This is a genomic window from Nonomuraea sp. C10, assembly GCF_008017515.1.
GTDB classification, from domain to species: domain Bacteria; phylum Actinomycetota; class Actinomycetes; order Streptosporangiales; family Streptosporangiaceae; genus Nonomuraea; species Nonomuraea ferruginea.
In genome coordinates this window covers 988,200-1,008,911 of the sequence record NZ_VPFF01000001.1, presented here as the reverse complement: position 1 = coordinate 1,008,911, position 20,712 = coordinate 988,200, and the positions used below count along the sequence as shown (strand labels likewise).

Sequence of the window (20,712 nt, the reverse complement as noted above, 5' to 3'; positions counted from 1 at the left end):
GTGGCGGGCGCCGTCAGCGCATCGGCATCGGGAAGCCGTCGAGATCCGGGAAGCACTGCCGGATCAGGTCGATCTCGTCCATGGCGCAGGTCGGCACCCGCACCGCCGTCTCGCCGGCCACCACCGAGGGCAGTGCCGCGGCGGCCTCCTCCACCGTCAGGTCCGGGGAGAAGTAGCCGTCGGTCGTCGCGATCAGGATGCGCGAGAGCCGGCCGCCACCGGCGGAGACGACCTCGCCGGTGACCTGGCAGTCGCGGTGCGCCAGGGCGAGCACCACCGCCGCGACGCGCGCCGGGTCCAGCTTGGGATCGAGCTTGCCGTACACGTCGGCGGCCATCCGCGAGCTCGCCACCGGGGCGATCGCGTTGACCCGGATGCCGAGCGGGGCGCCCTCCGCGGCCAGCACCCGGGTCAGGCCGACGACGCCCATCTTCGCCGAGGCGTAGACGGCCGAGCGCTTCTGGCCGAACAGGCCGACCGACGAGGAGGTGTTCACGATCGAGCCGCCGCCCTGGGCGGCCATGTGCCGCCAGGCGGGGACGATCAGGTGGTAGGCGCCGAGCAGGTGCACGGACAGCGACAGGTGCACGTCGTCCATGCCCACGTCGCCGAAGTCCTTGGGCCGTCCGACGCCCGCGTTGTTGATCAGGACGTCCACCCGGCCGAAGGCGTCCACGGCCGCCGCGATGATCGCCTCGCCACCGGCCGGGTCGGCGACGCTGCTCGTCTCGGCGACCGCCACGCCGCCGGCGTCCGCGATGTCCCGCGCGGCCGATCGGGCGGCCTCGGGGTCGAGGTCGTTGACCAGCACCCGCGCGCCGCGCCGGCCCAGCTCGCCCGCGTACGCCCGGCCCAGGCCGTGCCCGGCGCCGGTCACCACCGCCACCGCGCCGTCGAAGTCGAGTTCGGGCATGTGTCACTCCTTCGTCGATGGCCGGGGTGCGCGCCGCCGCGCACCCCGGCCGCCGGTCACTGCAGGTTGAGCTTGGTGAAGTTGCCCGTGCTGCCCTCACGGTTGATCAGCTCGCCGATCGGCTTCCACTCGCCGATCTTGCTGGTGGTGGCTCCCTCGTACCGGAACATCTGGCCGCCCTCGAACAGGTAGGCGTCCTCCACGCCGTTCATCTTCGAGGTCAGCCCCTCGACCAGCAGCGGGTACGGCTGGCTGATGGTGCGCGCGGCCACGGCGATGTTGGCGCGGTTCAGCCCGCCCTGCATCGCGTCGGCGTTGCGCAGCACCGCCACGAGGTACCAGCCCCAGAACCAGCCGTTGGTGTACTGCGCGACCTCCGGGTCCAGCCCGTCCTTCTTCATCTGCTCGGCGTAGAGCTCGGCGTACTCCGGCGCCTTGTTCGCCGGGTCGCTCGGGTTGTAGTAGTACTGGATGACCATGGTGCCGTCACCGGTCAGGCCCTCCTTCTGCAGCGGCGCCAGCGACGTCTCGATCTGCGCGCACGAGTTGCCCGTGATCACGTCCGGGTCCCACGAGCTGCGCTCGACGCCGCCGATGGCCTGCACGCAGAACGTGCCGGCGACGGCGAAGATGGCGACCTGGGCCTTGCTGGCCGCCGCCGAGGTCAGCTGGTCGGTCATGTTCGGCGCCGACGGGTCGATCAGCTCCTTGGCGACGATCTTGATGTTGCTGCCTTCGGCGGCGTCGGTGAAGGCGGCCTCGTACGCCTTGCCGAAGTCGTTGTTCATGGCGACCACGGCGACGGTCGCGCCGTCGGGATACTTGTCGGAGATCCAGCGCTTCCAGAGCCCGGCCTCGTTGCCGTAGTTCAGGCCCATGCCCGTGGTCCACGGGTAGTTCTCGACGTCTCCCCAGCGGTCCTCGGAGGAGGCCACCAGCAGGTGCGGCATGCACTCGTCGTTCATGACGTCGCGGATGGCGCCGTTGTTGGACGAGCCGAGGATCGCCACGCTGGCCGCGTACTTGTTCTCCTGGATCGCCTTGTCGACGTTCTTGCGGGTCAGGTCCGGCTGGTAGTGGTCGTCCAGGATGTCGAGCTGGATGGTGCGCCCGCCGACGCCGCCGTTGGCGTTGACGTACGAGAGGTAGTTCTTCAGTCCGTCGCCGATGTAGCCGTACGCGGCGAGCGGGCCGCTGTGCGGCATGCTGGTGAACAGCCGGATCTCCTTGCCGGTGATGCCGGTGTTGATGTCGTAGTCGGTGGGACACTTCGACACGTCCAGCTGGAAGCCGCCGGAGCCGCGGAAGACGCACCCGTCGCCGACCTGGCCGAGCGAGGCGTCGACCTCGGCCTTGGGGATGTTCGGGTTGTCTGCGGCGGCGGTCACGTTCTGCTCGGCCCCGGAGACGCACATCTCCGCGGTGGCCGCCTGCTTGTCATGGGAGCACGCGGTCAGGCTCACCGCGGCCAGGAGGACCACGGCCACAGCCGCGGGTCGTACCGTTGAGAACACGAGCTCAGCCTTTCGTCGGTGCACCGGAGTTCTCCGGTTGCGGGGACGACGCTGTCTGGGATCCCCCTGCGTCCGCAGACGGCGTCGGTTGGGAGGATGCGGAAAGCTGGAACCTGCGCCAGCCCGCGGGGACGGGGTCGGTGAACTGGACGAGCCGCCGGCCGGCCTTCTGCAGGCCGCCGGCCACTCCTGTCGGCATCAGGAAGACGATCGCCAGCAGCAGCAGGCAGGAGATGATGCCGACGATCTGGCCGCCGTCGCTGCCCTGGAACGCCGGCAGCGCGGCGGCCCAGTCGGAGACGAACGTGCGGAGCGTGACGAAGATGATCGCGCCGGGGATCGCGCCCAGCATGGTGCCGCTGCCCCCGGCGACCAGCGCCACCAGGAGGAAGATCGACAGGTCGAGTGTGTAGCGGGTGTCGGACGCCTGTGGCAGCTGGATCGCCAGCAGCGATCCGGCCACTCCTCCGAAGGCCCCGCTGATCGCGAAGGCGAAGATCTTGACCCGGGCGACCTGGACGCCGCTGGCCGCCGCGCTCAGCGGGGCCTCGCGCAGCGCCACCATCGACCGGCCGATCCGGCTGCGCAGGATGCTGCGCGCCACCAGGAAGACCAGCACGGCCACGGCGGCGATGACGTAGAAGCGCACGATCGAGGGGCCGACGCGGGTGTAGGGGTTGACGAAGAACCACTCCGGCGCCTGCATGGCCTCGCGGGCGAACTTGCCGCTGGTGCCGCCGGTGAGCTCCTCGAACCGGATGACCAGCGCCGGGAACAGCGCCGCCACCGCCAGCGTCACCGCGGCCAGGTACAGGCCCCGGATGCGCAGTGCCGGGATGCCGATCAGCGCGCCGACGGCCAGGCAGATCACGATGGAGACCGGGATGGTCGCCAGGTAGGGCCAGTCGTGGTCGGCGACCAGGATCACCGTGGTGTAGCCGCCCAGCCCGATGAACGCGCTGTGCGCCAGCGAGATCTGCCCGCAGTAGCCCATCAGGATGATCAGTCCGAGGATGGCCACCGAGTAGGCGGCTATCTGCGAGAGCGTGTCCACCTGGGACACGGTGCCGAGCAGGTGCGGCAGGCCGAGCAGCAGCACCGCCGCTCCGCCGGCCAGGGCCAGTCGCAGCAGCCGGTGCCGGCGGCTGCCCCGTTCGATCCGCAGCGGCATCACACACGCTCCATCGCTCGGTTGCCGAAGAGTCCGGCCGGCTTGAACTGCAGCACCGCGATGATCATCGCGAAGCCCACCACCAGGCCGAGTTCGCTGCCCACGCCGGGCAGGTATCCGGTCACCAACGAGACGCTCAGGCCGGTCAGCAGGCCGCCGGCCAGGGCTCCCCGGATGCTGTCGAGGCCGCCCAGGGTGGCCGCCGCGAAGGCGTACACCAGGATCTTGTTCATGAACCCGGGGTCGACGTACGTCGACGGGGCGATCAGGCAGGCGCCCAGGGTGCCGACCGCGGCGGCCAGCGCCCAGCTGAACTGCACGGTGCGGCCGATGTCGATGCCGAGCAACCGGGAGTTCGCCACGTCGTTGGCCACGCAGCGGAAGGAGAGGCCGAGACGGGTGCGGTTCAGCACCAGTTCCAGGACCACGACCGCGCCCACCACCAGCAGGGCCGTGCCGATCGCCTGGTAGGACAGGCGGGCCCCGGCGATCTCGATCGCGTCCGCGGTGCCCTGCGGGAACGGGCTGGGGAAGCTCAGCGGCCGGAAGCCCCAGACCAGCGCGGCCAGCGCGTTGAAGCCGAGGAACAGCGCCAGGGTGACGATGATGATCGCCATGTGGTTGTCCGGGTCGAACGGGCGGATCAGCACGCGTTCGAGCACGGCTCCGCCGAGGCCGGAGACGACCATCGCGATGACGATGGCCAGCAGCACCGGCATCGGCCACAGCTCCAGCACGGTCAGCGCCAGATAGCAGCCCAGCATGGCCATCGGCCCCTGGGCGAAGTTGATGATTCCGGTGGCCTTGAAGACGATCACCAGGGACAGCGCGGCCAGGCCGTAGAGCAGTCCGTTGGTGATGCCGTCGAAGAACCGTTGCAGGTACAGCTGCGCGCCGCCGTCGATGACGGCCCAGACGGAGAAGGCGGCGAGCAGCACGATGACGACGAGGACGGCACGCAGCCGCGCCCGCCGGCGGCGGGCGGCGACGACGTCGAGGTCGGCTTGACCGCCGGATACCGCCTGGGACAACACGGTGCCCATGCAAGCTCCTGGTTCAGTTTCCGAGGTAGGCGAGCCGGACGGCGTCGTCCTGCCGCAGTTGGTCAGCGGACGCTGACAGGACGAGGTTCCCGGCCTCCAGTACGTAGCCGCGCTGGGCGATGTCCAGCGCGAGCACGGCGTTCTGCTCGACGAGGACGATCGCCACACCGCGCTCGCGGTTGATGCGGGCGAGCACGTCGAACAGGTCACGCACGATCACCGGGGCCAGGCCCAGCGACGGTTCGTCCATCAGCAGCAGCCGGGGACGGAGCATCAGCGCCCGCGCGATGGCCAGCATCTGCTGCTCGCCGCCGCTGAGGCTGCCCGCGGTCTGATGGCGCCGCTGCGCCAGCCGGGGGAAGGTCTCGTACCAGGACGCGATGTCGTCGGCCACGCCCTTGTCACGCCGGGTGACGGCGCCGGCGAGCAGGTTGTCCTCGACGCTGAGGTCACCCAGCGTGCCGCGGCCCTGCGGCACCATGGCGATGCCCCGGCGGACGATCGAGCTGGTGGAGGCCCCGGAGATGAGGTCGCCGTCGAAGCGGATCTCCCCTGTGGTGGTGGTGAGCTGGCAGATCGAGCGCAACGTGGTGGTCTTGCCCGCGCCGTTCGCGCCGAGGACGACGACGACCTCCCCCGTGTCGACGGTGATGTCGATGCCGTGCAGGGCCTCGACGCCGTCGTAATAGGCGCGCACGCCGCTCATGCGGAGCAGGGGTTCGGTCATCGCGGGCTCCCCAGGTACGCCTCGACGAGGCGGGGGTCGTCACGGATCTCGTCGGGACGTCCCGAGAGCAGGTTGCGCCCGGAGTCCAGGACCACGACGTAGTCGGCGATGTCCATCACGAGCTGCATGTGGTGCTCGACCAGCAGCAGGCTGAGCCCGAGCTCGTCGCGCAGGGCGCGCAGCAACGTGCCGAGGTCTCGCACGTCGCCCTGGGTCAGGCCGGCGGCGGGTTCGTCGAGCATCAGCAGCCGGGGCCGGGTGACCAGCGCGCGGGCCAGCTCCACCCGCCGCAGGGTGCCGAAGGGCAGTCCCTGGCAGGGTTGGAACGCGACATCCTGGATGGCGAGCACGGCCAGCGCGGCGTACGCCCGTTCGGTCAGCTCGCGGTGCTCCGAGCGCACCCCCCAGCCGAAGGGCGCGCCGAGAAATCCGGTCCGCCCGAGGCTGTGCGCGCCCACCATGACGTTTTCGATCACGGTGAGCCCCGGCCACAGGGCGAGGTTCTGGAAGGTACGGGCGATGCCCAGGGCGGCGAGGTCGCCGGCCCGGGCGCGCAGCAGGTCGGCGCCGTCGAACGCGATGGCGCCGGCCACGGGCTGGACGAGGCGGCTGACGCTGTTGAACGCTGTGGTCTTGCCGGCGCCGTTGGGGCCGATCAGCGCGCAGATCTCGCCGCTTCGCACCTGTAGAGAGACGTCCTCCAGAGCGGTGACCCCACCGAACCGCACGGTCAGACCGCGGACGGTCAGCAGCGTCTCGCCCGACGGGCTGCCGGCGGTGCCGGGGGCGGGGTCGGTGTCTGGCGGACGAGTCTTGAGGGTGAAAGAACGTTTGATGCCGCTCATCCCCGTTCCTCCTTGTGATGTTCCAGGGGCGGGATCGCACGCGGGCCGCTAGGACGTGACTGCGTCTACGTCGTCGTTGGTGTTGACGCAGCTTTGCATTCGGGTTCGGGTTAGCACAAGAGGTCACGGCCGTTTATCTGTCGAGCCCGCGAGCAACGTCACCACTGACGTTGACGGAAACCCGGGGGATGGGATTCACTACGTCAACACAGACGCTGACGGCCTGAAGCTGCGCCGCCAGGCTGTCCCTCCTAGATCACCCATTGTGATACACCCGCTGATTCAGCTGGTGGGCGGGGGGCGCCGAGGCACGAACAGCGGAAGGGGACTGTATGAACCTGGAGCGCGATCTCGCGCTGGAGATGTTGCGACGGATGCTGCGTATCCGTCTGTTCGAAGAGGCCACGATCGAGCTCTTCCACGCCGGCGAGCTGCCGGCGATGGTGCACCTGAGCATCGGTCAGGAGGCCGCCATCGCGGGCGCCTGCCTGGCGACGACCGCGGACGACTACATGACCGGCAACCACCGCTCGCACGGCCACCCCATCGCGAAGGGTGCCCGCCTCGACCGGCTCATGGCGGAACTGCTCGGCAAGGCCGGCGGCGTCTGCAAGGGCAAGGGGGGCAGCATGCACCTGGCCGACTTCTCCGTCGGCAGCCTCGGCGAGTCCGGCATCGTCGGGTCCGCCATACCCGTCGCCGTCGGCGCCGGTCTCGCCGCCGACGTGCTGGGCAACGGCCTCGTCGCGCTGTGCTTCTTCGGCGACGGGGCCGCCAACGAGGGCGTCCTGCACGAGTCGATGAACCTCGCGGCCGTGTGGAAGCTGCCGGTCGTCTTCTTCTGCGAGAACAACGGATGGGCCGTCAGCGTGCGCGCCGGGGAGCTCACCTCCGTCGAGGACATCTCGGTGCGCGCCACCGGCTACGGCATGCCCGGCGTCACCGTCGACGGGCAGGACCCGGTCGCGACCTACGAGGCGGTCTCCGCGGCCGTCGCCCGCGCCCGGCGCGGCGAGGGCCCCAGCCTGGTCGAGGCCAAGACCTACCGCTTCCACGAACACGCCTACGGCCTGCGGGTCAAGAACAGCTACCGGGACCAGTCCGAGGTGGACGTGTGGCGGCAGGAGCGCGACCCGATCGACCTGTTCCGCCGGCGTCTCCTCGACGAAGGGCTGGCCGACGAGGCCGCCGTCGAGGCGCTCGACGCCGAGGTGCGGGCCGAGGTCGCCGCGGCCGTCGAGTTCGCGCGCGACAGCCCGTATCCCGAGCCCGAGGAGGCGTACCGGGATCTCTACCACGTCGAAGGGGCGTCCACATGAGCACCGCGCCCGCGGCCGCCAGGCGCGCCGCGCAACTGGGCTTCCTCCAGGCCATCCAGCAGGCGCAGCACGAGGAGATGACCCGCGACGAGCGCGTCATCCTGATGGGGCAGGACCTGCGCGCCAACGTCTTCGGCGCCGCGCAGGGCTTCCTGGAGGACTTCGGCCCCAGCCGCATCCGCGATCTGCCGCTGTCGGAGGCCGCCAGCGTCGGCATGGCCGCCGGCGCCGCCATGGCCGGGCTGCGTCCCATCGTCGACCTGACGGTGGCCAGCTTCATGTTCTGCGCCATGGACCAGTTCGTCAGTCAGGTCGCCAAGAACCGGTACATGTTCGGCGGCCAGGCGAGGATGCCCGTGGTGTTCCGCCAGGCGCTCTACTACCACGGCGGCACCGCCGCGCACCACGCCGACCGCCCGTACCCGATGTTCATGAACGTCCCCGGGCTGAAGATCATGGTGCCGAGCAACGGCCCCGACCTCAAGGGCCTGCTCAAGACGGCGATCCGCGACGACAACCCGGTGCTCTGCTTCGAGGACGCGACCCTGTGGGGCCGCCGCGGCCGTGGCGCGGCCCCGGAGGACGACGACCACCTGATCCCGTTCGGCGTGGCGTCGGTGCCGCGCGAAGGCACCGACGTCACCGTCATCGGCATCGGCGGGGGTGTCAGGCACGCCCTCGACGCGGCCGCGGACCTGGCCGGCGAGGGCGTCTCCGTCGAGGTGGTCGATCCGCGCACGCTGGTGCCGATGGACTGGCCCGCCATCCTCGCCTCGGTCGCCAAGACCGGCCGCTGCGTGATCGTCGACCCCGCCAACCGCACCTGCAGCGCCGCCAGCGAGATCGCCGCGCACCTCGTCGAGGAGGGCTTCGGCAGCCTGCGCGCACCCGTGCTGCGGGTCACCAGCGACGACATGCACGTGCCGTTCAGCCCGGTGCTGGAGAAGCAGATCTACCCGTCCAAGGAGAAGGTCGTCGCGGCCGTGCGCCGCGTGCTCGGAGTGGAGAAGTGAGCGTGGAAACCGAGGTACGCCTGCCGCAGTTGAGCATGGGCATGTCCGAAGCGGAGATCCTGGAGTGGTACTTCGAGGACGGCGCGCGGGTCGAAGAGGGCCAGGACCTGGTCGAGATCGAGGCCGAGAAGGCACGCGAGGTCCTGCCCGCCCCGACCGGCGGCACCCTGCGGATCAAGGTCGAGCCGGGGGACGTCGTCGACGTGCGCAGCGTCCTGGCCGTCATCGTCGGCGACGCGCCGTGAGCGCTGTCACGACCGACCCGCGCGGCCCCAGCACGGTACGGCGCGCCAGCGGCATCCGCCGCCGCACCGCCGAGCACATGGTGCGCTCGCTGGCCACCAGCCCGCACGCGGCGATGGCCGTCGAGGTCCGCTTCGACGCGGTGGAGGCCGCGCGGCGGGCGTCGGCGGCCCGGCCCGCCGCGCCCGCCTACACGGCCTGGGCCGTCACCCGCGCCCTGGCCGACTTCCCCCTGGTCAACTCCAGCTGGGAAGACGGCTCGATCCGGGTCTTCGAGCACGTCAACCTCGGCGTCGCCGTCGACATGAGCCACGAGGGCCTGGTCGTGCCGGTGATCTGCGGAGCCCACGAGCTCGACGTCGAGGGGCTGCACGAGCGCATCACCGAACTCACCGGCAGGGCTCGCTCGCACGCGCTCGGCGTCGCCGACATGGCGGGCGGCACGTTCACCCTGTCGAGCCTCGGCCGCTCCGGCACGCTGTTCACCATCCCGGTGATCAACCAGCCGCAGGCGGCGATCCTGTCCATGGACACCATCACGCGACGGCCGGTGGTGGCCGACGGCACTCGGGTCGAGGTGGGCCTGGTCGCCGTGCTGACGATGTCGTTCGACCACCGGGTCTTCGACGGGGCGTACGCCGCCGCCTTCCTGGCCCGGGTGCGCGAACGCCTGGAGAACGCCGACGGGAAGGTGGCCGCTGGTGGCTGACGACGAGCGGCGCGGCGGGCCGCTGGCAGGGCTGCGGGTCGTCGAGACCGGTTCACTCATCGCCGGTCCCTTCTGCGGGCAGCTGCTCGGCGACTTCGGCGCGGAAGTGATCAAGGTCGAGGATCCGCGCGGCGGCGACCCGATGCGGCAGTGGGGCAGTCATCGGCCGCAGGGGCTCTCCCTGACCTGGCCGATCATCGCCCGTAACAAGAAGTCGATCACCTGCGACCTCCGGCAGGCCGAGGGTCAGGAGCTCCTGCGTCAGTTGCTGGCCGGCGCGGACGTGTTCATCGAGAACTTCCGGCCCGGCACGCTCGAACGGTGGGGACTCGGGCCGGCCGCCCTGGCCGAGCTGAGCCCCGGCCTGGTGGTGACGAGGGTGACCGGCTACGGCCAGGACGGCCCCTACGCCGGGCGGGCGGGCTTCGGGTCGATCGGCGAGGCGATGGGCGGCCTCCGGTACCTCACCGGAGAGCCGGACCGGCAGCCGAGCCGCGCCGGCATCTCGATCGGCGACTCGCTGGCCGGCACCTTCGCCGCGCTCGGCACGGTCATGGCGCTGCTGGCCAGGGAGCGCACCGGGCGGGGCCAGGTGGTCGACTCCGCCATCTACGAGGCCGTGCTGGCGCTCATGGAGTCGATCCTGCCCGAATGGGAGCTGGCCGGGGCGCGGCGCGAGCGGACGGGATCGATCCTCCCCGGCGTCGCACCCAGCAACGTCTACCCCACGCGGGACGGCTCGGCCGTGTTGATCGCCGCCAACCGCGACACGGTCTTCAACCGGCTGGCCGAGGTGATGGGCTGCCCGGAGTGGCAGGGCGACGAACGGTTCGGCACCCACACCGCGCGCGGGAAGAACCAGGCGGAGCTGGACGAACTGGTGTCCGCCTGGACGCGGGAACAGGATCGCGACGCGTTGCTGGAACGCCTCCACGAAGCGGGGGTGCCGGCCGGTCTGATCTACACCGCACCGGACATGCTGGCCGACCCGCACTTCGAGGCCAGGAACGCCGTCGTCCGGCTCATCCACGACCGGCTGGGCTCCTTCCCGATGCAGAACGTCGCCCCCCGGCTGTCGGAGACGCCGGGGCGCGTCCACACCCTGGGCCCGGAGCTGGGACAGCACAACGACGAGGTCTACGGCGGGATCCTCGGCCTGGACGCCGGCACGATGACACGGCTGCGCGCGGACCAGGTCATCTGACGAGGACGGCGCGGCGCCTGCCGGGCAGGCGCCGCGCCGTCCGGGCTCACTTGCGGAAGCGGGCCAGGAATTCCTGGATGCCGGGCTGCGTCGCCGAGTAGGCCTGCGCCCACGACTCGAACTCCAGCGTGGCCTCGAATCCCTCCGTCGCCGCGATCCGCACCGCGCTCTTGATGTGCCGCGCCAGCCGTGGATCCATCCGCGCGTACGTACGGCCCAGCGCGGTCGCGGCGGCCACCGGATCGTCCTCCAGGGACAGGGCCAGACCCGCCTCCACCGCCTCGGCGCCCGTGAGCGTGCCGCCGTCGAGGAGGAGCTTCAGCGCGCGCTGCGAGCCGAGGGCCTGGACCAGGAACCAGGTGCAGCCGCCGCCGGGGTGCAGCCCGATCTGGGAGAAGGTCGCGCCGAACTTGGCGCCGGGGCCGGCGATGCGCAGGTCGCAGACCATGGCGAGGTTCAGCCCGGCCCCGATCGCGGGCCCCTGGACGGCGGCGATGGTGGGGATGGACAGCGAGCGGAGGACCAGGAAGCTCTCGTACACCTTCTGCAGGTCCTCGCGCAGGGTGCCGAGGTCGCGGGTGGTGTCGCCGAAGAGTGCGGGCAGGTCGGCGCCGCCGCAGAACGCCGAGCCCGCCCCGGTGACCACCAGAGCGGTGGCGTCCGGGTCGGAGCGGATCGCGGTCACGGCCCGTACCAGCTCGGCACGCATGGTGTCGTCAATGATGTTCCGTTTGTCCGGGTGGTTGAGCGTCAGGACGCGCAGCCCGCCGTCCGGCTCCACGATGACCTTGTCCATCAGGTGCTCCTTACTCGGTGATCCATTGCCACAGCCGGTCCGGTCCGCGTTCGGCGAACGTCCGGCCGAGTCGCCCGGCCCACCAGCGGGCGGTGCCGAACTCGTCGCGCCAGGACCAGAGCCGCCGGGTGGCGAGGTGCAGGGGGTGCTCGCGGGTGATGCCCATGGCCGCGTGCAGCTGGTGGGCGATGCGCGCGCCTTCCGTCGCGGCGCGTCCGGTGATGACGCGTGCGGCGGCGACCCTGGTCCAGGCGCCGGGGTGGCCCTCGGCCAGCGCCTGGGTGGCGCGGCGCACGGCGACGCGGGCCGATTCGAGCTCCGACGCCATGCGAGCCACGAGCTGCGCCACGGCCTGGAACTTGACGAGCGGCCTGCCGAACTGTTCGCGGACCGTGACGTGCGTGACCGTCTGGTCGAGGGCGGCGGCCAGGGCTCCGGTCAGGGCGGCGGCTCTGAGCAGCGCGGCCTCGGCGAGGACGTCCCCCGGCCCGTCGAGCGGGGTGGCCGGTGTCCCGTCCAGGCGCAGGGTGTCGCGAGGCTCGCCCGCGAGGTTGGCGCCCGGGGTCCAGTGAAGCCCCGCCGCGTCGGTGCGCACCTCGGCGAACGCCTCCTGGCCGGAGTCGAGGGTGGCGAGCACCACCACGTGTCCGGCGTGCCTGCCCCAGGGCACCTTCGAGACGGTCCCGTGCAACCGGCCGTCGGCGGTGAGCCGGACCTTCTCCCCGCGCTGGGGCACGGCCACGGTGGCGACCTCGCCGGCGACGTCCCGGCCCGCCTCGGCCAGCGCGCGCCGCGCCAGGATGGTCTCGGCGACCGGGACGGACACCTGGTGGCGGCCGAGACCTTCGACGATCGTCACCACGTCGTGCGGGTCGCCGCCCTCGCCGCCGCGCGTCTCCGCGACGCCGACGCCCGTCCAGCCGAGGTCCCGCACCGTGTGCCAGATCTCGGGCAGGTCGTCGCCGGGCTCGCCGCCGTGGCCGGCGAGGACCTGGTCGGCCACCTCGCCGAGCCCGGTGTCGTCCGCGGGCCGGCTCCCCCGGGCGCTGACGGCGCCGCGGGAGATGACCGTACGCAGGACCTCGGTCGTGCCGCCGCGGATGGTGAATCCCGGCGCGGCCAGGATGCCCTGGGCCAGCAGGCCTTCGGCGCCCGGGGCGCCGGGGTCGACCGAGGTGTCCAGCAGGGTCCGGGCCAGCTCGTTGACCTCCCGCTCCAGCGTGGTGCCGAGGTCCTTCAGCATGGCCGCCTCGTGGACCGGCGCCCGGCCCGCGTCCATCTCGGCGGCCACGTCGAACGCCATCGCGCGCAGCGTCGCCAGCCTGGCCAGCACCTCGCCCGTCCGTTCCGCCTCGCCGTCGCCGAGCTCGCCGGCGGCCCCGAGCGCCGCGGCCAGCAGCGGGTAGGTGCTCAGCACCCGCTCGACGCCGCCGCGTTCCAGCGCGAGCTGCTCGGTGACCTGCGCCCATCCGCCGCCGACCGCGCCGAGCACGTGGTCGTCGGGGACGAGGACGGAGTCGAAGGTGACCTCGTTGAAGTGGTGCTCGCCGGCCAGGTCGTGGATCGGCCGCACCTCGACGCCGGGGGCGGCCATGTCCACGATGAACTCGGTGAGCCCTTCGTGCTTCTTCCCCCCCTTGCCGGTACGGGCGAGCACGTAGGCGTGTGTCGACCGGTGCGCGTGGCTGGTCCAGATCTTCCTGCCGGTGACGAGCCAGCCGCCCTCCGCCCGGGTGGCCGTGGTGCGCACCGAGGCCAGGTCCGAGCCCGAGTCCGGTTCGCTCATGCCGAGACAGAAGGTGACCTCGCCGGAGGCGATCGCGGGCAGGAACTCCGCCTTGGCCGCGTCGCTGCCGTGCCGCACGATGGACGGCCCGATCTGGCGGTCCGCGATCCAGTGGGCGGCGACCGGCGCGCCGGCCCTCAGGAGTTCCTCGGTCACGACGAGCCGGGTGAGCGCCGATCCGCCACCGCCGCCGTACTCGACCGGCCAGGAGATCCCGATCAGGCCGCGTTCGGCCATGGCCTTGGTGAAGTCCAGGTCGTAGCTGCGCAGCCAGGCGTCGCAGACCGGCGAGAACTTGCCGGCCCGGAGCCATTCGCCGACGAGCTCTCGGGTGATGTGCCGTACTTCGTCGAGTTTTGTGGTGTCCATACTGATTCCTCTACGTTTCTGCGAGCGCTCGTCTGGCCACCTGGTAGCCGCGTTCCGCCGCCGCGCGCAGCACCAGCCGCGCGGCGGCGTTCTCGGCCGCCGAGGCGGCCGGCCTGGGCGTGACGGGCGCGTCGGTCCGTACGCCCAGCGCCGCGAGATGGCGGACGAAGGCGTCGGCTCCCGGGACGTCGGCCAGTTCCTCCAGGACGGCTGTGTCACCGAGTCGCGCCACGCCCCACCGGGTGTGCAGGCGGACGAGCGCGCCGGGCCCCGGCGCGGCGGTCACGTGCTCCACCTGCCGCTGGACGCGCCGCAGGTCGTCGCCGCCGGACAGCCAGACGAGCTCGCGGGCCCGCGCCGCGATGTCGGGCGCCCCGCCCCCGCCGGGCAGGCGGACCCGCGGGGCGTCACCCGGCCCGATCAGGGAGGAGTTCACCCGGCCGCGTACGTCGACGTTGCCCGCGTCGAGGACGACCCGGTCGAAGCGCCGGGCCATCGCCAGCAGGACGTCGGCCGTGGTGCCGGTGAAGCCGAGCGCGTCCGCGTACGCCGGGTAGTCCGTGGTGCTGGTGGGCACCGACGCGGCGGCGCCGTGCACGCCGGCGCCCGCCTCGAAGACCTGGGTGAACGGTTCCCCCTCCAGCTCGTACGCGAGCTGACCGGCGAGCACCGGCCAGTGGAAGCCGGTGAACACCCACCCGCCGCGCCGGAACTCGCGGGCGGCGCGGATCAGGAAACCGATCACGCCGGGGTCGTCAGGCATCGCGTCCTCCTGTCACATGCTCCGACAGCCACGCCGCGAACCCCTCCGGAGTCGAGGTGCCGGCGACGTACCGCTCGTAGGCGGCGACGTCGCGCTCGTAGCGGCCGATCGTGCCGTCGGGGGCGACCGCGCCGGGGTGGTGCACGACGGCGGTGGTCAGCACCCCGGGGATGACGATGCCCGCCCGGCGGGCCGCCTCCGTGCCGACGACCTCCTCGGCGACCAGGACGAGGGCGCGGGCCGCCTGCGCGGCGACCAGCGCCTCTCCGAGCGGGCCGCGGATGACGCCGTTGCCGTCGGCGTCGGCCTGGTCGACGTGGACGAACGCGACGTCCGGAGTGATCGCCGCGACGATGTCGGCGGTGCCGAAGGCGGTGTCCACGCGGGACATCCGGCCGTTGGGCCAGTCCTCGTCCGTGTAGCCGGTGCCGGGGAGACCGGGCACCGGCATGAACGGCACGCCCCAGGCGCCCGCCGTCAGCGCCGCGGTCATCAGCCCGAGGCTCAGCTCGTACAGCGTCACCGCTCTGTCGCCGCTCTCGGCGGCGCGCCGGAAGTTCCACGTGGGGCCGGGACCGACGGGACTCCAGCAGTGACCGAAGGTGGCCGAGGCCAGCGCTCCCGCCCCGAGCAACTGGTCCAGCAGGATCCCGCCGGAGCCGACGACCACGTGCAGACCGGTGCGGCCCTGCCGGATGATCTCGTGGCCGACGGCGAAGAGCTGGGCGCCGAAATTGCCCAGGTACACCGTGCGGCCCGGCTGAACGTGGGCGGTCACGGCCTCGGGCAGGCCGATCAGCTTGTCACCGGTCATGCGTACGCCTCCGGAAGCATGTGCAGCCCAGGGCCGAGGTGCGCGCCGCCGTCGATCTGGATCAGCTGGCCCGTCATCATCGCACCCGCCGGTCCCGCCAGGAAGGCGACGAGCTCCGCCACCTCCTCGGGGGCGGTGGCGCGCCGCATCGGCGTGCCCCTGGCGACCAGGTTGTCGTGCACGTGACGGCCGGCCTCGCCGCTCAGCGCGCTGGTCAGCACGGTGCCGGGACCGACGCAGTTGAGCCGGACGCCGTCCTTGGCCCATTCCAGCGCGAGTGTCCTGGTCAGCCCGAGGATGCCGGAGCGCGCGGCCACGGAGTGCGCCATGCCCATGCCGCCCCGCTCGACGCCGGACAGGGAGATGTTGACGACGCTGCCGCCCGCCTCGGCCAGGAAGGGGTACGCGGCCATGGTCACGGTGAAGGCGGCCGTGAGATTGAGGTCGATCACCGCCCGCCAGCCGCCCGCGGAGATGCCGGTGGCCGGGGCGAAGAACTGGCCGCCGGCGTTGTTCACCAGCAGGCCGAGGCCGTGACGGGCGCCGGTCCTGCCGACGGCGGCGACCACCGCCTCGGTGTCGCGGACGTCGCACACCTCGTAGTCGTACCGTTCCCGGTCGGCGGCGAGCGACCCGGTCTCGGCCAGCGTCTCCGCGCGGCGGCCGAGACCCGTGACCCGGGCGCCGAGCTCGACGAGGCGCAGCGTGATCGCCCGCCCGATGCCGCTGCCGGCCCCGGTGACCAGTGCGGAGAGGCCGGCGCACGCGGTGCCGGCGAGCACGGAGGTCCGGGCCGTCATGCCCGCCTCGTCTCCGCGCTGACCTGGCGGCGCATGAGCTGGGTGGGCCGGTAACGGGAGTCGCCGATCTCGGCGAGCAGCGAGCGCAGCCTGGACGCCACGGTGACCGGCCCGGCCCGGCGGACGTACGCGAACGGGCCCTCGGGGTGGTTCATCGCCAGGCGCAGCGCGAGATCGACGTCCTCGGGCCGGGCGGTGCCCTCCTCCACGACGGCGTACGCCTCGTTGGCCAGGCAGTCGGCCAGCCTGTCGGCGACCAGGCCGGGCAGCGCGAGCACCCGGACACCGGCCGCTCCCAGCAGGTCCAGCAGCGCGTACGTGTCGTCCGGGACCGCGACGCCGGCCTCCGGGTCCTCCACCACTTCGGCGAAGACCTCCTCCCGCCACGCGTGCAGCCGCACCCAGCCCGTGTCCGCGGGCAGCAGGTCGCGCCAGGCCGCGTCGGAGCCGTCCACCACCACCCGCGCGCGGCGGCCGAGCTCGCGGACCTGTTCCACGTCCTCGGGCGTGGGGGCGCGGTGGCAGCTGAAGACCACGAGCGGGGCGTCGCCGGCGAGATGCCGGGCGACGGCGGGATGCCCGCGCAGCGCGGCGGCGTGCGGGCCGGTCACGTGCAGGCTGACGCCCTCCGGCGCGGGCCCGGCCGCCCTGGTGACCCGGCCGCGCCCGTCGCGTGGCGGCTCCACCGCGTAGTCGTAGAAGCCCCGGCCGGCGGCCCGGCCTGTCATCCCGTTGCGCACCAGCCCGCGGACCAGGGGGATGGGGCGGTATCGGGGGTCGCCGAACTCCCGATGCGCCGTCTCCGATGACGCCAGGTGGGTGTGCAGCCCGGTGAAGTCGAGCAGTTCCAGCGGGCCCATGCGGTGGCCGAGCGCGCCGCGCGCCACGGTGTCGACCACGGCCGGTTCCAGCCCCTGCATGACCAGGAGCTGCGCTTCGTAGTACAGCGGCCGGCATACCCGGTTGACCACGAAGTTCGGCGAGTCCGCGCAGGTGACGGGCGTCTTGCCGAGCTCACGGACGATGCCGAGGGCGTTCTCGTGGACCTCGTCGGCGGTGGCCGCCGCCTTGATCACCTCGACCAGCCGCATCTTCGTCGGCGGGTTGAAGAAGTGCAGCCCGATGACCCTCGACGGGTCGCCGAAGGCCTTGCCCATCTCGCCGACGCTCAGCGAGGAGGTGTTGGAGGCGACGACGAGGTCGTCCCGTCCGTGTGCTCGCACCTCGGCCAGCAGCGCGGCCTTGGCCTCCATGTTCTCGACGACGGCCTCGACGAACAGGGTCGCCTCGCGCAGGGCGGATCGCAGGGTGCCCGCTTCGACGGTGGCCTTCTCGCCGTCGGCCTCGGCCTCCCGCCGGATCAGCGTCAGCCCCGCCTCGGTCGCCTCCGGCGACACGTCGCAGACGACGACCCGCGCTCCGGCCCGGTCGAACACCCGGGCGATGCCGCGCCCCATCGGCCCGAGTCCCGCGACGGCGACGGTCATGCCCGCCACCCGGGTCATGCCGCCACCCGCTCGATGACGGCGGCGATGCCCTGCCCGCCGCCGACGCACAGACTCGCGACGCCGAAGCGGGCGTCGCGCCGCTCCAGCTCGTGCAGGAGGCTGACCACGACACGCAGGCCGCTCTGGCCCGTCGGGTGTCCCAGCGCGATGCCGCCGCCGTTCACGTTGACCCGGTCCTCGTCGAGGTCCAGGGCGCGCACGTTCTGCACGATCTGCGCGGCGAACGCCTCGTTGATCTCGAACAGATCGACGTCGCCCACGGACAGGCCGGCCTTCTTCAGGGCCGCGGGGATCGCCGCGGTGGGGCCGATGCCCATCATGGTGGGATCGACGCCGACGGCGGCCACGGACACCAGCCGGGCACGCGGGGTGAGACCTCGCTCGGCGGCGGCCCGGCCGCCGGCCAGCACGACCGCGGCGGCGCCGTCGGCCATCTGGCTGGCGTTGCCCGCCGTGACCGTGCCGCCGTCCTCGAAGGCGGGGCGCAGTGTCGAGAGCTTCTCCGCGGTCGATCCCTGGCGGAACGTCTCGTCCCTGGAGAGCGCCCCCTCCTCGTGCGCCACCTCGACGATCTGGCCGTCCAGGATGCCCTCGTCCCAGGCGGCGGCCAGGCGCTGGTGGCTGCGGGCCGACCAGGCGTCCTGGTCGGCCCGGCTGACGCCGTACTCGCGCGCCACCTTCTCGGCCGTCTGTCCCATGTTCATGCCGCAGATCGGGTCGGTGCCGCCGTCCCGCCAGCCGTCCGCCAGCAGGATGTCCCCGCGCCGCACCCCGCCCCAGCGCAGGGTGTACGGGGCGATGTACGGCATGGTCGACATGCTTTCCGCCGCCACGGCCAGGGTGAGTTCGCTGTCGCCCAGGAGGATGGGGTGCGCCGCGAGCTGGAGCGCCTTGAGGCCGGAGGCGCACGCCATGTTGACGGTCTGCGCGGGGACGGGCTCCGGGAGGCCCGCCTTGAAGGCGACCTGGCGTCCCGGGTTGGGGCCGTTGCCGGCCTGCCTGCAGTTGGACAGCACCATCTCGCCGATGTCGTCGGGCGACACCCCGGCACGGTCGAGCGCCGCTCGCCCGGCCAGTCCGCCGAGCTCGACGAGCCGGACGTCCTTGAGGGATCCCCCGTACCTCCCGTGCGGTGTCCGTACGGCGCTCACGATGTAGACGTCGTCAGCCACGTTCACTCCTCGGTGTTCAGATCTCGCGGACCAGGCGCTTGGCCTTGTGGGTGCTGCGGGCGAGCGAGCCCGACGGGACCGGCTCGACCACCGCGCGGACGGTGAGCTCGGCGCGGATGGCGTGGGCGAGCCGGTCCACGGCGGACTCGGCGGCGCCGTCCTCGGTCTCCAGCCGCACCTTGACGCCGGTCAGGTAGCCGGTGGCCCGGTCGACCACGTCCTCGTCGATCACGATGAGGTACTCGCCGGTGGCGCCCGGGGTGCTGCGCACCAGGCTCTCCACCGAGCTCGGGAAGAAGTTGACCCCCCGTACCACCAGCATGTCGTCGGCGCGGCCCAGCACTCCCCCGCGCAGGCGGCCGTGGGTGCGGCCGCACGCGCACGGGTCCGGGTCGCGCACCACCACGTCGCCCGTCCACCAGCGCACGAACGGAGACGCCTGCTTGTCGAGGTGGGTGAGGACGAGCACGCCCGGGCTGCCGTCCGGGACCGGGGCGCCAGTCTCGGCGTCCACGACCTCGGCATGCACGAAGTCCTCGGCGAAGTGGCCGCCCGCCTGCCGCTCGCACTCCCAGGCGATGGGCTGGAACTCGAGTGAGCCGTAGCCGTCGAACACCTTGGCGTCCCAGCGTTCCTCGATGAGGGCGCGGGTCTCGGGGATGCCGCCGCCCGGCTCGCCGCCGACCTGGATCCGGCGTACCCGGTTGCCCGTCACGGGGCGGCCGAGCCGTTCGGCGGTCTCGGCCAGGTGCAGCATGAACGACGGCGTGCCGCTGACGGCGGTGGTGCCGTACCTCGCCATGACGTCGATCTGGCGCTCGGTGTCGCCCGACCCGCCGGGGATGACCGTACAGCCGATCTTGGTGTAGGCGGCGGTGACGCCGAGCCCGCCGACGAACCAGGCGAAACCGAACAGCGCCTGGTACACGTCGGTGCGGCGCACGCCCTGGCTGTACGCGAACCTGGCGTACAGGTCGGCCCAGCGGTCGAGGTCCTGCCGGGTCCAGCAGACCGGCGCCGGAGAGGAGGTGGTGCCCGAGGAGAAGTGCACCCGGGCCACGTCCTCCGGGTGCACGGCCAGCATCGAGCCCCACGGCCCCCGCTCGGCCAGGTCCGCCACGTAGTCCGCCTTGCGCACGACGGGCAGGGAGCGCAGGTCGTCGAGCGAGCGCAGGTCACCCGGCTCGAAGCCGATCCCGGCCCAGGCCGCCTTGTAGTAGGCGCTGTTCGCCCCGACGTAGGCGAGTTGCCGCCGCAGTGCGGCGAGCTGGAACTCCGCGATGCGGTCCCTGGGCCAGGTCTCCACCTCGCTCCAGTATTCGGCCGAGCTCGGGCTGTCCATCTTCAGCTTCCTTTCAAACCGTTCACGATGAATCGGGCGAAGGTGTCGGCGACTTTCTCCACGTCGAGCGGCGTGCGGTCAGGGGCGTACCAGATGGGGATCCAGTTCAGGGCGCCGAGCGCCGACTTGACGACCAGGCCGCTGTCGGTGGCGGCGAAGTCGCCCAGCCGGACGCCCTCCTCGACCACGTCGATGAAGATCTGCTCGTACCGGCGGCGCAGCGCGAACACGTCGGCGAGCACGTCCTGGTGGATCGCGATCTCGGCGACCGAGCGCATCTCGATCGCCTGCACGGAGACGCGCTGCGCGTGGTTGCGCAGCATCATCATGGACGCGTGCAGGTGCGCCATCTGATACATGCGCTCGCCGGGTCCGGCGTCCTGGCGGGCGCTGATCGGTTCCACCGCGGCGATGAGATCGCGCATCCCGGTGACCACCACGTCGAGGAAGATCTCCGCCTTGCCCCGGTAGTAGTGGTAGACACGGCCCTTGGTGGCGCCGAGCTCGTCGGCGATCGCGTCGATGCTGGTCGCGAAGTAGCCCTTGCGGGCGAAGGCCCGCGCCGCCGCGTCCAGGATCGCCTTGCGGCCGTCCTCGCCGGGGCCCGGCCGGCCCAGTGCGGGCCGGCCGATCTCACTGCTGCTCAACGGGTGTACCGCCC

General features: G+C 72.2%; 20 protein-coding genes. 5 read left to right on the top strand and 15 right to left on the bottom strand.

The annotated features are described in order from the left end of the window. Positions 1-13 precede the first annotated feature (13 nt). From FR742_RS04725 to FR742_RS04700, 6 genes are read right to left on the bottom strand one after another with little or no spacing between them, the layout of a single operon-like run. Positions 14-913: an SDR family NAD(P)-dependent oxidoreductase gene (locus tag FR742_RS04725; RefSeq protein ID WP_148029784.1), complete on the bottom strand. Its 900-nt coding sequence runs from the start codon at positions 911-913 to the stop codon at positions 14-16. Positions 914-969: 56 nt separating this feature from the next. Continuing rightward, entirely contained in the window at positions 970-2,400 is a 1,431-nt protein-coding gene (locus tag FR742_RS04720) for an ABC transporter substrate-binding protein (RefSeq protein WP_148029783.1), read from the bottom strand. A gap of 31 nt (positions 2,401-2,431) precedes the next feature. Continuing rightward, positions 2,432-3,598 (bottom strand): branched-chain amino acid ABC transporter permease, encoded by a 1,167-nt coding sequence (locus FR742_RS04715; protein WP_148029782.1) that lies wholly within the window; start codon positions 3,596-3,598, stop codon positions 2,432-2,434. Then, positions 3,598-4,641 carry a branched-chain amino acid ABC transporter permease gene (locus FR742_RS04710; RefSeq protein ID WP_148029781.1) on the bottom strand — a complete coding sequence of 348 codons (1,044 nt, stop codon included), beginning with the start codon at positions 4,639-4,641 and terminating at the stop codon, positions 3,598-3,600. The genes FR742_RS04715 and FR742_RS04710 overlap by 1 nt, the downstream gene beginning before the upstream one ends. Before the next feature lie 13 nt (positions 4,642-4,654). Next, positions 4,655-5,368 (bottom strand): ABC transporter ATP-binding protein, encoded by a 714-nt coding sequence (locus tag FR742_RS04705; protein ID WP_148029780.1) that lies wholly within the window; start codon positions 5,366-5,368, stop codon positions 4,655-4,657. Beyond that, the gene (locus tag FR742_RS04700) at positions 5,365-6,213 is read right to left on the bottom strand and encodes an ABC transporter ATP-binding protein (protein WP_148029779.1); all 849 of its coding nucleotides are present in this window, start codon (positions 6,211-6,213) and stop codon (positions 5,365-5,367) included. Before FR742_RS04700 ends, FR742_RS04705 begins: the two co-directional genes overlap by 4 nt. A gap of 332 nt (positions 6,214-6,545) precedes the next feature. Between FR742_RS04700 and FR742_RS04695 the strand changes: the two genes are divergently transcribed. Genes FR742_RS04695 through FR742_RS04675 form a run of 5 tightly spaced genes read left to right on the top strand, consistent with a single transcriptional unit; the run spans position 6,546 to position 10,701 of the window. Then, positions 6,546-7,532 (top strand): thiamine pyrophosphate-dependent dehydrogenase E1 component subunit alpha, encoded by a 987-nt coding sequence (locus tag FR742_RS04695; RefSeq protein WP_148029778.1) that lies wholly within the window; start codon positions 6,546-6,548, stop codon positions 7,530-7,532. Then, the gene (locus FR742_RS04690) at positions 7,529-8,545 is read left to right on the top strand and encodes an alpha-ketoacid dehydrogenase subunit beta (protein WP_148029777.1); all 1,017 of its coding nucleotides are present in this window, start codon (positions 7,529-7,531) and stop codon (positions 8,543-8,545) included. Before FR742_RS04695 ends, FR742_RS04690 begins: the two co-directional genes overlap by 4 nt. Positions 8,546-8,547: 2 nt before the next feature. After that, positions 8,548-8,790, top strand: a complete 243-nt coding sequence (locus FR742_RS04685; RefSeq protein ID WP_148029776.1) for a biotin/lipoyl-containing protein — start codon at positions 8,548-8,550, stop codon at positions 8,788-8,790. Beyond that, a complete protein-coding gene (locus tag FR742_RS04680; protein WP_148029775.1) occupies positions 8,787-9,497 on the top strand; it encodes a 2-oxo acid dehydrogenase subunit E2 in 711 nt (236 codons plus the stop codon). Before FR742_RS04685 ends, FR742_RS04680 begins: the two co-directional genes overlap by 4 nt. Then, a complete protein-coding gene (locus FR742_RS04675) occupies positions 9,490-10,701 on the top strand; it encodes a CaiB/BaiF CoA-transferase family protein (protein WP_187280995.1) in 1,212 nt (403 codons plus the stop codon). Before FR742_RS04680 ends, FR742_RS04675 begins: the two co-directional genes overlap by 8 nt. A gap of 46 nt (positions 10,702-10,747) precedes the next feature. Here the strand turns inward: FR742_RS04675 and FR742_RS04670 are convergent, their stop codons facing one another. From FR742_RS04670 to FR742_RS04630, 9 genes are read right to left on the bottom strand one after another with little or no spacing between them, the layout of a single operon-like run. After that, complete coding sequence (locus tag FR742_RS04670; protein WP_148029773.1) at positions 10,748-11,497, bottom strand: enoyl-CoA hydratase; 750 nt, start codon at positions 11,495-11,497, stop codon at positions 10,748-10,750. Positions 11,498-11,507: 10 nt separating this feature from the next. Further along, positions 11,508-13,652: an acyl-CoA dehydrogenase family protein gene (locus FR742_RS04665; protein WP_148029772.1), complete on the bottom strand. Its 2,145-nt coding sequence runs from the start codon at positions 13,650-13,652 to the stop codon at positions 11,508-11,510. A 10-nt stretch (positions 13,653-13,662) separates the two neighbouring features. Continuing rightward, positions 13,663-14,415, bottom strand: a complete 753-nt coding sequence (locus FR742_RS04660; protein ID WP_148029771.1) for a co-chaperone HscB — start codon at positions 14,413-14,415, stop codon at positions 13,663-13,665. Continuing rightward, complete coding sequence (locus FR742_RS04655) at positions 14,408-15,229, bottom strand: CoA transferase subunit A (protein ID WP_148029770.1); 822 nt, start codon at positions 15,227-15,229, stop codon at positions 14,408-14,410. The genes FR742_RS04660 and FR742_RS04655 overlap by 8 nt, the downstream gene beginning before the upstream one ends. After that, on the bottom strand, positions 15,226-16,029 hold the full coding sequence (locus FR742_RS04650; protein WP_148029769.1) for an SDR family oxidoreductase: 804 nt from the start codon (positions 16,027-16,029) through the stop codon (positions 15,226-15,228). The genes FR742_RS04655 and FR742_RS04650 overlap by 4 nt, the downstream gene beginning before the upstream one ends. Further along, the gene (locus FR742_RS04645; RefSeq protein WP_222708837.1) at positions 16,026-17,534 is read right to left on the bottom strand and encodes a 3-hydroxyacyl-CoA dehydrogenase; all 1,509 of its coding nucleotides are present in this window, start codon (positions 17,532-17,534) and stop codon (positions 16,026-16,028) included. Before FR742_RS04645 ends, FR742_RS04650 begins: the two co-directional genes overlap by 4 nt. Beyond that, on the bottom strand, positions 17,531-18,709 hold the full coding sequence (locus FR742_RS04640) for a thiolase family protein (RefSeq protein WP_148029768.1): 1,179 nt from the start codon (positions 18,707-18,709) through the stop codon (positions 17,531-17,533). The genes FR742_RS04645 and FR742_RS04640 overlap by 4 nt, the downstream gene beginning before the upstream one ends. A 16-nt stretch (positions 18,710-18,725) precedes the next feature. Continuing rightward, a complete protein-coding gene (locus FR742_RS04635) occupies positions 18,726-20,051 on the bottom strand; it encodes a phenylacetate--CoA ligase family protein (RefSeq protein ID WP_148029767.1) in 1,326 nt (441 codons plus the stop codon). Positions 20,052-20,053: 2 nt separating this feature from the next. After that, positions 20,054-20,698, bottom strand: a complete 645-nt coding sequence (locus FR742_RS04630; protein ID WP_187280994.1) for a TetR/AcrR family transcriptional regulator — start codon at positions 20,696-20,698, stop codon at positions 20,054-20,056. Positions 20,699-20,712 lie beyond the last annotated feature (14 nt).